The sequence below is a fragment of the Pseudomonas sp. BN415 genome, from assembly GCF_029871195.1.
Classification (GTDB): Bacteria; Pseudomonadota; Gammaproteobacteria; order Pseudomonadales; family Pseudomonadaceae; genus Metapseudomonas; species Metapseudomonas resinovorans.
This window is the reverse complement of sequence record NZ_SSOK01000038.1, coordinates 29,540-39,467: the sequence shown is the minus strand read 5'-3', so window position 1 is coordinate 39,467 and position 9,928 is coordinate 29,540. Positions and strand designations below refer to the sequence as shown.

The 9,928-nt window shown below is 57.6% G+C and carries 20 protein-coding genes; all 20 read left to right on the top strand.

The window, feature by feature from the left end; translation table 11 throughout:
- Positions 1 to 1,176: elongation factor Tu (tuf, locus tag E8F20_RS10215; protein WP_280282989.1), on the top strand; the 1,176-nt coding region annotated here is incomplete at its 5' end.
- A gap of 156 nt (positions 1,177 to 1,332) precedes the next feature.
- A complete protein-coding gene (rpsJ, locus tag E8F20_RS10210) occupies positions 1,333 to 1,644 on the top strand; it encodes a 30S ribosomal protein S10 (RefSeq protein WP_003243886.1) in 312 nt (103 codons plus the stop codon).
- Between the two features lie 84 nt (positions 1,645 to 1,728).
- Complete coding sequence (gene rplC, locus E8F20_RS10205; protein WP_028629289.1) at positions 1,729 to 2,364, top strand: 50S ribosomal protein L3; 636 nt, start codon at positions 1,729 to 1,731, stop codon at positions 2,362 to 2,364.
- A 14-nt stretch (positions 2,365 to 2,378) separates the two neighbouring features.
- Entirely contained in the window at positions 2,379 to 2,981 is a 603-nt protein-coding gene (gene rplD / locus E8F20_RS10200; RefSeq protein ID WP_280283623.1) for a 50S ribosomal protein L4, read from the top strand.
- Positions 2,978 to 3,277 carry a 50S ribosomal protein L23 gene (gene rplW / locus E8F20_RS10195; protein WP_028629287.1) on the top strand — a complete coding sequence of 100 codons (300 nt, stop codon included), beginning with the start codon at positions 2,978 to 2,980 and terminating at the stop codon, positions 3,275 to 3,277. Before rplD ends, rplW begins: the two co-directional genes overlap by 4 nt.
- 11 nt (positions 3,278 to 3,288) lie before the next feature.
- Entirely contained in the window at positions 3,289 to 4,110 is an 822-nt protein-coding gene (gene rplB / locus E8F20_RS10190; protein WP_016490534.1) for a 50S ribosomal protein L2, read from the top strand.
- 14 nt (positions 4,111 to 4,124) lie between these two features.
- Positions 4,125 to 4,400: a 30S ribosomal protein S19 gene (gene rpsS, locus E8F20_RS10185; RefSeq protein ID WP_016490535.1), complete on the top strand. Its 276-nt coding sequence runs from the start codon at positions 4,125 to 4,127 to the stop codon at positions 4,398 to 4,400.
- A gap of 13 nt (positions 4,401 to 4,413) precedes the next feature.
- Positions 4,414 to 4,746: a 50S ribosomal protein L22 gene (gene rplV, locus E8F20_RS10180; RefSeq protein ID WP_007161246.1), complete on the top strand. Its 333-nt coding sequence runs from the start codon at positions 4,414 to 4,416 to the stop codon at positions 4,744 to 4,746.
- Positions 4,747 to 4,759: 13 nt separating this feature from the next.
- A complete protein-coding gene (rpsC, locus tag E8F20_RS10175; protein WP_028629286.1) occupies positions 4,760 to 5,446 on the top strand; it encodes a 30S ribosomal protein S3 in 687 nt (228 codons plus the stop codon).
- A gap of 12 nt (positions 5,447 to 5,458) precedes the next feature.
- Positions 5,459 to 5,872: a 50S ribosomal protein L16 gene (rplP, locus tag E8F20_RS10170; protein ID WP_016490537.1), complete on the top strand. Its 414-nt coding sequence runs from the start codon at positions 5,459 to 5,461 to the stop codon at positions 5,870 to 5,872.
- Complete coding sequence (gene rpmC, locus E8F20_RS10165) at positions 5,872 to 6,063, top strand: 50S ribosomal protein L29 (RefSeq protein ID WP_016490538.1); 192 nt, start codon at positions 5,872 to 5,874, stop codon at positions 6,061 to 6,063. Before rplP ends, rpmC begins: the two co-directional genes overlap by 1 nt.
- 2 nt (positions 6,064 to 6,065) lie before the next feature.
- Positions 6,066 to 6,332 carry a 30S ribosomal protein S17 gene (gene rpsQ / locus E8F20_RS10160; RefSeq protein WP_021219597.1) on the top strand — a complete coding sequence of 89 codons (267 nt, stop codon included), beginning with the start codon at positions 6,066 to 6,068 and terminating at the stop codon, positions 6,330 to 6,332.
- A gap of 22 nt (positions 6,333 to 6,354) precedes the next feature.
- Positions 6,355 to 6,723, top strand: a complete 369-nt coding sequence (gene rplN, locus E8F20_RS10155) for a 50S ribosomal protein L14 (RefSeq protein WP_003448734.1) — start codon at positions 6,355 to 6,357, stop codon at positions 6,721 to 6,723.
- A gap of 12 nt (positions 6,724 to 6,735) precedes the next feature.
- Positions 6,736 to 7,050 carry a 50S ribosomal protein L24 gene (gene rplX / locus E8F20_RS10150; protein WP_028629285.1) on the top strand — a complete coding sequence of 105 codons (315 nt, stop codon included), beginning with the start codon at positions 6,736 to 6,738 and terminating at the stop codon, positions 7,048 to 7,050.
- A 20-nt stretch (positions 7,051 to 7,070) separates the two neighbouring features.
- Entirely contained in the window at positions 7,071 to 7,610 is a 540-nt protein-coding gene (rplE, locus tag E8F20_RS10145) for a 50S ribosomal protein L5 (RefSeq protein ID WP_028629284.1), read from the top strand.
- A gap of 13 nt (positions 7,611 to 7,623) precedes the next feature.
- Complete coding sequence (rpsN, locus tag E8F20_RS10140) at positions 7,624 to 7,929, top strand: 30S ribosomal protein S14 (protein WP_028629283.1); 306 nt, start codon at positions 7,624 to 7,626, stop codon at positions 7,927 to 7,929.
- 192 nt (positions 7,930 to 8,121) lie between these two features.
- Complete coding sequence (gene rpsH / locus E8F20_RS10135) at positions 8,122 to 8,514, top strand: 30S ribosomal protein S8 (protein WP_028629282.1); 393 nt, start codon at positions 8,122 to 8,124, stop codon at positions 8,512 to 8,514.
- Between the two features lie 14 nt (positions 8,515 to 8,528).
- Complete coding sequence (rplF, locus tag E8F20_RS10130; protein WP_028629281.1) at positions 8,529 to 9,062, top strand: 50S ribosomal protein L6; 534 nt, start codon at positions 8,529 to 8,531, stop codon at positions 9,060 to 9,062.
- Positions 9,063 to 9,072: 10 nt separating this feature from the next.
- Positions 9,073 to 9,423, top strand: a complete 351-nt coding sequence (gene rplR, locus E8F20_RS10125) for a 50S ribosomal protein L18 (RefSeq protein ID WP_028629280.1) — start codon at positions 9,073 to 9,075, stop codon at positions 9,421 to 9,423.
- Between the two features lie 3 nt (positions 9,424 to 9,426).
- Positions 9,427 to 9,927 carry a 30S ribosomal protein S5 gene (rpsE, locus tag E8F20_RS10120; protein ID WP_028629279.1) on the top strand — a complete coding sequence of 167 codons (501 nt, stop codon included), beginning with the start codon at positions 9,427 to 9,429 and terminating at the stop codon, positions 9,925 to 9,927.
- The last annotated feature ends 1 nt before the right edge of the window (position 9,928 follow it).

Sequence of the window (9,928 nt, the reverse complement as noted above, 5' to 3'; positions counted from 1 at the left end):
GAACGTAACAAACCGCACGTCAACGTCGGCACCATTGGTCACGTTGACCATGGCAAGACCACTCTGACTGCTGCGCTGACCAAGGTCTGCTCCGAGACTTGGGGCGGTTCCGCTCGTGCGTTCGACCAGATCGACAATGCGCCGGAAGAGAAGGCTCGCGGTATCACCATCAACACCTCCCACGTTGAGTACGATTCCGCCGTTCGTCACTACGCTCACGTTGACTGCCCCGGTCACGCTGACTATGTGAAGAACATGATCACCGGTGCTGCTCAGATGGACGGCGCGATCCTGGTTTGCTCTGCTGCTGACGGCCCCATGCCGCAGACTCGCGAGCACATCCTGCTGTCCCGTCAGGTAGGCGTTCCTTACATTGTCGTGTTCCTGAACAAGGCCGACATGGTTGACGACGCTGAGCTGCTGGAGCTGGTCGAAATGGAAGTTCGCGATCTGCTGAACACCTACGACTTCCCGGGCGACGACACTCCGATCGTGATCGGTTCCGCGCTGATGGCGCTGGAAGGCAAGGACGACAACGAAATCGGCGTTTCTGCCGTTCGTAAGCTGGTTGAAACCCTGGACTCCTACATTCCGGAGCCGGTGCGTGCCATCGACCAGCCGTTCCTGATGCCGATCGAAGACGTGTTCTCCATCTCCGGCCGCGGTACCGTGGTAACCGGTCGTGTTGAGCGCGGTATCGTCAAGGTGGGCGAGGAAATCGAGATCGTTGGTATCCGTCCGACCACCAAGACCACCTGCACCGGCGTGGAAATGTTCCGCAAGCTGCTCGACGAAGGTCGTGCTGGTGAGAACGTTGGCGCCCTGCTGCGCGGCACTAAGCGTGATGACGTAGAGCGTGGTCAGGTTCTGGCCAAGCCGGGTACCATCAAGCCGCACACTAAGTTTGAGTGCGAAGTGTACGTACTGTCCAAAGAAGAAGGTGGTCGTCACACTCCGTTCTTCAAGGGCTACCGTCCGCAGTTCTACTTCCGTACCACTGACGTGACCGGTAACTGCGAGCTGCCGGAAGGCGTAGAGATGGTAATGCCGGGCGACAACATCAAGATGGTTGTCACCCTGATCGCTCCGATCGCCATGGAAGACGGCCTGCGCTTCGCGATTCGCGAAGGTGGTCGTACCGTCGGCGCTGGCGTGGTTGCCAAGATCATCGAGTAATCGACGATCTCGCCTCAAAAGGAAGGGCCCCTCGGGGCCCTTTTCTTTTGGTTGGTCAAAAGTTGACACCCTCCCGGCGCATCCGTACAATCACGCCTCCTTTTAACGGGCGTAGTCCGTCCGTTGGGGATAGCAGAGATAGAGTCTGAGGTCAAAATGCAAAACCAACAAATCCGTATTCGGTTGAAGGCTTTTGACCATCGCCTGATCGATCAATCCACCCAGGAAATCGTGGAAACCGCGAAACGTACTGGTGCTCAGGTGCGTGGTCCTATTCCTCTGCCTACTCGCAAAGAGCGGTACACCGTTCTGATCTCCCCGCACGTCAACAAAGACGCGCGTGATCAGTACGAAATTCGTACCCACAAGCGTGTTCTGGACATCGTCCAGCCGACGGATAAAACCGTCGATGCGCTGATGAAGCTCGACCTTGCGGCAGGCGTGGAAGTGCAGATCAGCCTCGGCTAATAACCCTCGGGTTTTAGTCGTGTAACGCTCTGAAATGGGCGGCCATAGCGGGTGAAAGCCCCGTACACTCATGAGGTTTACAACATGACTATTGGTGTAGTCGGTCGTAAGTGCGGCATGACCCGCATTTTCACCGAAGAAGGTGTCTCCATTCCGGTTACGGTCATTGAGATCGAGCCGAATCGTGTGACCCAGTTCAAATCCGAAGAGAGCGATGGCTATCGCGCCGTACAGGTGACTGTCGGTGAGCGTCGTGCCTCTCGTGTGACCAAGGCGCAAGCCGGTCACTTCGCAAAGGCGAGCGTAGCTGCTGGTCGCGGTGTCTGGGAATTCCGCCTTGAAGAAGGTGAGTACCAGGCTGGCGATCAACTGACTGCCGAGCTTTTCCAGGCTGGCCAGTTGGTAGACGTTACCGGTCAGTCCAAGGGTAAAGGCTATGCCGGTACCATCAAGCGCTGGAATTTCCGTGGTCAAGACAATACCCACGGTAACTCCGTTTCCCACCGCGCCCCGGGTTCTATTGGCCAGTGCCAGACTCCTGGTCGTGTCTTCAAGGGCAAGAAGATGTCCGGTCACCTCGGTGCCGAGCGTGTGACTGTTCAGTCCCTGGAAGTTGTGCGTGTCGATGCAGAACGCAATCTGCTGCTGGTTAAGGGTGCCGTTCCTGGCGCTACCGGCGGTGATGTGGTTGTGCGTCCGGCAGCCAAGGCTCGCGGTTAAGAGGGGAAGCTGAGATGCAACTGAATGTAAATGGCGCTCAGGCTATCGAAGTCTCCGAGCGTACTTTTGGCGGTGAGTTCAACGAAACCCTGGTTCACCAGGCTGTTGTTGCCTACATGGCCGGTGGCCGTCAGGGTACTCGCGCGCAGAAGACCCGTTCCGAAGTTTCCGGTGGTGGCAAAAAGCCGTGGCGTCAGAAGGGCACCGGTCGTGCTCGTGCTGGCACCATTCGCAGCCCCATCTGGCGCTCCGGTGGCACTACCTTTGCTGCCAAGCCTCAGGATCACTCCCAGAAGCTCAACAAGAAGATGTACCGCGCGGCTCTGCGCTCCATCCTCGCTGAGCTGGTTCGTCAGGACCGTCTGATCGTGGTTGAGGACTTTGCTGTTGAGGCGCCGAAAACCAAGGCTCTGCTGGGCAAGCTGAATGGTCTGGGTCTGACCGACGTGCTGATCGTTTCCGAAGCCGTTGATCAGAATCTGTACCTGGCCGCTCGCAACCTGCCGCACGTTGATGTTCGTGACGTTCAGGGTTCCGACCCGGTCAGCCTGATCGCCTACGACAAGGTGCTTGTCACCGTGTCTGCCGTGAAGAAATTCGAGGAGCTGCTGGCATGAACCAGGAACGCGTATTCAAGGTGCTGGTTGGCCCGCACGTCTCCGAGAAGGCCACCATGCTGGCAGACAGCAAGGGCCAGTTCGTTTTCAAGGTTGCCACCGATGCAACCAAGCTGGAAATCAAGAAGGCCGTTGAAAGCCTGTTCAGCGTGAAAGTCGCTCGTGTCACCACCCTCAATGTGAAGGGCAAGACCAAGCGTACCGTTCGTGGTCTGGGCAAGCGTAACGACTGGAAGAAGGCGTACATCGCTCTTCAGCCGGGCCAAGATCTCGATTTCGCCAGCAGCGCTGAGTAAAGGGGTGCATCATGGCAATCGTTAAATGCAAGCCGACCTCCGCTGGCCGCCGTTTCGTGGTCAAGGTGGTCAATCAGGAGCTGCACAAAGGCGCTCCCTACGCACCGCTGGTCGAGAAAAAATCGAAGTCCGGTGGTCGTAACAACAACGGCCGCATCACCACTCGCCATATTGGTGGTGGTCACAAGCAGCACTACCGTCTGGTCGACTTCCGTCGCAACAAGGATGGCATTCCTGCCACCGTTGAGCGTATTGAATACGATCCGAACCGTACTGCTCACATCGCTCTGCTGAAGTACGCCGATGGTGAGCGTCGCTACATCATCGCACCGAAAGGTGTGAGCGCTGGTGACCAGCTGATCTCGGGCGTCAATGCACCGATCAAGGCCGGTAACACCCTGCCGCTGCGCAACATTCCGGTTGGTAGCACCGTTCACGGTATCGAACTCAAGCCTGGCAAGGGCGCGCAAATCGCTCGTTCCGCTGGTGCTTCCGTTCAGCTGGTTGCTCGTGAAGGCGCCTACGTAACCCTGCGTCTGCGCTCCGGCGAAATGCGTAAAGTCCTGGCTGAGTGCCGTGCGACCCTGGGCGAAGTCTCGAACTCCGAGCACAGCCTGCGTTCGCTGGGTAAAGCTGGTGCCAAGCGCTGGCGTGGTGTTCGTCCGACCGTTCGCGGCGTGGCGATGAACCCGGTAGACCACCCGCATGGTGGTGGTGAAGGTCGTACCTCTGGTGGCCGTCATCCGGTGTCTCCGTGGGGCTTCCCGACCAAGGGTGCGAAGACCCGCGCGAACAAGCGCACCGACAACATGATCGTCCGTCGCCGTAAATAACTGAGGATACGACAGTGCCGCGTTCTCTGAAAAAAGGTCCTTTTATCGATCTTCACCTACTGAAGAAGATCGAAGTGGCGGTGGAAAAGAACGATCGCAAGCCGGTGAAAACCTGGTCGCGTCGCTCCATCGTACTGCCGCAAATGGTCGGCCTGACCATTGCTGTTCATAACGGTCGTCAACACGTCCCGGTTCTCGTGAATGAGGACATGGTCGGCCACAAACTCGGCGAGTTCGCTGCTACCCGCACCTATCGCGGTCATGCTGCAGACAAGAAAGCCAAGCGTTAAGGGGTAAGGAACGATGGAAGTAGCCGCTAAGCTGTCGGGCGCTCGAATCTCCGCCCAGAAAGCCCGCTTGGTCGCCGACCAGATCCGCGGGAAGAAGGTGGGCGAAGCGCTCAACCTGTTGACTTTCAGCAGCAAGAAAGCCGCTGAAATCATGAAGAAAGTGCTGGAGTCGGCCGTGGCCAACGCTGAGCACAACGAAGGCGCAGACGTGGATGACCTGAAGGTTTCCACCGTTTTCGTCAACGAAGGGCGTTCGCTGAAGCGCATCATGCCGCGTGCCAAAGGCCGTGCTGATCGCATCGTCAAGCGGTCTTGCCATATCACTGTCAAGGTTGCGGACAAGTAACGGAGTCGATCAGATGGGTCAGAAAGTACATCCCACTGGCATTCGCCTGGGTATCGTCAAGGAGCACACCTCCGTTTGGTATGCAGATAAGCGCACTTATGCCGATTATCTGTTTGCTGACCTGAAGGTGCGCGAGTACCTCCAAGACAAACTAAAAAGCGCGTCCGTAAGCCGTATCGATATTCATCGTCCGGCTCAAACCGCACGCATCACCATCCACACCGCTCGTCCCGGCATCGTGATCGGCAAGAAAGGTGAAGATGTTGAGAAGCTGCGTCAGGACCTGACCAAGCAAATGGGTGTGCCTGTGCACATCAACATCGAAGAGATCCGCAAGCCGGAGCTCGACGGTATGCTGGTTGCGCAGAGCGTAGCTCAGCAGCTGGAGCGTCGTGTGATGTTCCGTCGCGCCATGAAGCGCGCTGTACAGAACGCCATGCGTATTGGTGCCAAGGGCATCAAGATTCAGGTGAGTGGTCGTCTCGGTGGTGCTGAAATCGCCCGTACCGAGTGGTATCGCGAAGGTCGTGTGCCCCTGCACACCCTGCGCGCCGATATCGATTACGCAACCTATGAAGCGCACACCACCTACGGTGTGATCGGTGTGAAGGTTTGGATCTTCAAGGGTGAGGTCATTGGTGGCCGCCAGGAAGAGCTGAAGCCGGTAGCGCCCGCTCCTCGTAAAAAAGCTGCTAAGTAAGGGGTACGCCAAATGCTGCAACCAAAGCGTACGAAGTTCCGCAAGCAGATGACTGGCCACAACCGTGGTCTGGCTCAGCGCGGTAGCAAGGTCAGCTTCGGCGAGTTCGCGCTGAAGGCTACTGGCCGTGGTCGTCTCACTGCCCGCCAGATCGAGGCTGCACGTCGTGCCCTCACCCGTCACGTGAAACGTGGCGGCAAGATCTGGATCCGTGTGTTCCCGGATAAACCCGTTACCAAGAAGCCCCTCGAAGTTCGTATGGGTAAAGGTAAGGGTGGCGTCGAGTACTGGGTAGCCCAGATTCAACCGGGCAAGGTCCTGTACGAGATCGAGGGTGTTTCCGAAGAGCTGGCGCGTGAGGCATTCGCCCTGGCTGCTGCAAAGCTGCCGCTCGCCACCTCCTTTGTTAAGCGGACGGTGATGTGATGAAAGCGAATGAACTTCGTGAAAAATCCGTACAGCAGCTGAACGAGCAACTGCTCGGCCTGCTGCGCGACCAGTTCAATCTGCGTATGCAGAAAGCAACTGGCCAGTTGGGGCAGTCTCACCTGCTCTCGCAAGTGAAGCGCGACATCGCTCGCGTGAAAACTGTGCTCAACCAGCAAGCAGGTAAGTAATCATGGCTGAAGCTCAGAAAACCGTCCGTACGCTGACCGGCCGCGTCGTCAGCGACAAGATGGACAAGACCATCACCGTTCTGATCGAGCGCCGCGTAAAGCACCCGATCTACGGTAAATACGTGAAGCGTTCGACCAAGCTGCACGCCCACGACGAAACCAACCAGTGCCGCATCGGCGACAAGGTCACCATTCGTGAGACCCGTCCGCTGGCCAAGACCAAGTCCTGGGCCCTGGTGGAAGTCGTCGAACGTGCCGTGGAAGTCTAAGGACTAAGGGTCGGAGAAAGATATGATTCAGACTCAATCCATGCTCGACGTCGCTGACAACAGCGGTGCTCGTCGCGTTATGTGCATCAAGGTCCTTGGTGGTTCGCACCGTCGCTACGCCGGCATCGGCGACATCATCAAAGTGACCGTGAAGGAAGCGATTCCGCGTGGCAAGGTGAAGAAAGGCCAGGTAATGACCGCTGTCGTGGTTCGTACCAAGCATGGCGTTCGTCGCCCTGACGGCTCGATCATCCGCTTCGACGGCAACGCCGCCGTCCTGCTGAACAACAAGCAGGAGCCGATCGGCACCCGTATCTTCGGGCCCGTGACCCGTGAACTGCGTTCCGAGAAGTTCATGAAGATCGTCTCGCTCGCCCCCGAAGTGCTGTAAGGAGAAGCCGTCATGCAAAAGATTCGTCGTGACGACGAGATCATCGTCATCGCCGGCAAGGACAAGGGCAAGCGTGGCAAGGTGCTGAAGGTACTCGCCGACAGCCGTGTGCTGGTCAGCGGTGTAAACCTGATCAAGCGCCACACCAAGCCTAACCCCATGGCCGGTGTCCAGGGCGGTATCGTCGAGCGAGAGGCGCCGCTGCACCTCTCCAACGTGGCCATCTTCAATGGCGAAACCAACAAGGCTGATCGCGTTGGTTTCAAGGTTGAGGACGGTAAGAAAATTCGTGTCTTCAAGTCGACCCAAAAACCGGTTGATGCTTGAGAACTGCTAGGTAGATAACCATGGCACGACTGAAAGAGATTTACCGGAAAGAAATCGCGCCGAAGCTGAAGGAACAACTTCAGCTTGCGAACGTGATGGAAATTCCGCGCATCACCAAGATCACTCTCAACATGGGTCTGGGCGAAGCCATCGGTGACAAGAAAATCATCGAGAACGCTGTAGCTGACCTGGAAAAGATCACCGGCCAGAAAGCTGTCGTGACCTACGCCCGCAAGTCCATTGCAGGCTTCAAGGTTCGTGAAGGTTGGCCGATCGGCGTCAAGGTAACCCTTCGCCGCGATCGCATGTACGAGTTCCTGGACCGTCTGCTGTCCATCTCCCTGCCGCGCGTGCGTGACTTCCGCGGCCTGAATGCCAAGTCCTTCGACGGTCGTGGCAACTACAGCATGGGTGTGAAAGAGCAGATCATCTTCCCGGAAATCGATTACGACAAAATCGATGCGCTGCGCGGTCTGGACATTACCCTGACCACCACCGCCCGTACGGATGAAGAAGGTCGTGCCCTGCTGCGCGCCTTCAACTTCCCGTTCCGCAACTGATTGGAGTAGGAATATGGCCAAACAGAGCATGAAAAACCGCGAGCTGAAGCGTCAGCAAACGGTTGCTAAGTACGCCAAGAAGCGCGCTGAGCTGAAAGCTACCATTGCCAACCCGAACTCCACTCCGGAAGCTCGTTGGGAAGCCCAGGTAGCGCTGCAGAAGCAGCCCCGTGACGCTAGTGCCTCGCGCCTGCGTAACCGCTGCCGCATCACCGGTCGCCCGCACGGCGTTTACCGCAAGTTCGGCCTCGGCCGTAACAAGCTGCGTGAAGCTGCTATGCGCGGTGATGTACCCGGCCTGGTGAAAGCCAGCTGGTAATGATCGTCGGTTAGGTCGGCTTAGGTCGACCAAAACCAGGTCATTAGAATCAAGCCCCTTTTGGGGCTTGATTCGTTTCTGGAGTGTCTCTAGAATGTCCGGCTCGCCCGAGCCTGGCATCAGTCCGTCCAGTGTTCGCGTGTGGACTCTAGCCGAAAGGCTATTACTTTTTGTATCAGGAGCATCTAGCCCATGAGTATGCAGGACCCGTTAGCGGACATGCTAACTCGTATCCGTAATGCCCAGATGGCTGAAAAGTCTGTCGTAAGCATGCCGTCCTCCAAGCTGAAGGTGGCAGTGGCCAACGTTCTGAAGAGCGAAGGTTACATCACGGGATACCAAGTCAGCAGCGACCTCAAGCCGTTGCTGTCCATCGAGCTGAAGTACTTCGAAGGCCGTCCGGTCATTGAAGAGCTGAAGCGCGTAAGTCGTCCTGGCCTGCGCCAGTACAAGTCCGTCGATCAGCTGCCGAAAGTACGTGGCGGCCTGGGCGTATCGATCGTTTCCACCAACAAGGGTGTGATGACTGATCGTGCTGCTCGCGCTGCTGGTGTTGGTGGCGAAGTGCTTTGCACTGTGTTCTAAGGGGGGTTGAAAGCATGTCTCGCGTTGCTAAGAACCCCGTCAAGCTGCCCGCTGGCGTTGAAGTCAAGATCGCCGGTCAGCAGCTCTCGGTGAAGGGTGCCAAGGGCGCTCTCGAACTGAAAGTGCATCCGTCTGTGGAAGTCCTGGAGGAATCCGGTGAGCTGCGTTTCGCTGCTCGCAACGGTGACCAGCAGAATCGCGCCATGGCCGGCACCACCCGTGCGTTGGTTAACAACATGGTGATCGGCGTCAGCCAAGGCTTTGAGCGCAAGCTCCAGCTGGTCGGCGTTGGTTACAAAGCTCAGGCCAAAGGTCAAACGCTGTCCCTGGCTCTCGGCTTCTCGCATCCGGTGGACTACGAACTGCCGCAAGGCATTACCGCCGAAACCCCCAGCCAGACCGATATCCTGATCAAGGGCATCGACAAGCAGCTGGTCGGTCAAGTGGCCGCTGAGATCCGCGACTTCCGTCCGCCGGAGCCTTACAAAGGCAAAGGTGTACGTTACGCCGACGAAGTCGTCCGTCGTAAAGAAGCTAAGAAGAAGTAGGGCATAGCAAATGAGCGAAAAGAAAGAAACTCGTCTGCGTCGCGCTCGCAAGGCACGCCTGAAAATGCGCGAGCTGGTTGCCGTACGCCTTTGCGTGTACCGCTCTTCCCAGCACATCTACGCCCAGGTCATTTCGGCCGACGGCGCCACGGTCCTGGCCAGCGCCTCGACCTTGGACAAAGAACTGCGTGACGGCGCCACTGGCAACGTCGACGCGGCCAAGAAGGTTGGTCAGCTGGTTGCCGAGCGCGCGAAAGCCGCTGGCGTCACTCAGGTGGCATTCGATCGTTCTGGCTTCAAGTACCACGGCCGCGTCAAAGCGCTGGCTGATGCTGCTCGTGAAGGCGGGCTGGAGTTCTAAGTTATGGCAAATAACGAGCAAAAGCGCGACGAAGGCTACATCGAGAAGCTGGTTCAAGTTAACCGCGTTGCCAAGACCGTAAAAGGTGGTCGCATCTTTACCTTCACCGCACTGACCGTGGTCGGTGACGGCAAAGGTCGTGTTGGCTTCGGTCGCGGCAAATCCCGCGAAGTGCCAGCCGCCATCCAGAAAGCGATGGAAGCTGCTCGCCGCAATATGATCCAGGTTGATCTGAACGGCACCACCCTGCAGTACCCGATCAAGTCCGCCCATGGCGCCTCCAAGGTGTTCATGCAGCCGGCTTCCGAAGGTACCGGTATCATCGCCGGCGGCGCCATGCGTGCTGTTCTGGAAGTGGCCGGTGTGCAGAACGTTCTGGCCAAGTGCTACGGCTCCACCAATCCGGTGAACGTGGTTTACGCCACCTTCAAGGGTCTGAAGAACATGCAGTCCCCTGAGTCCGTTGCGGCCAAGCGTGGTAAGAGCGTCGAGGAGATTCTCTAAT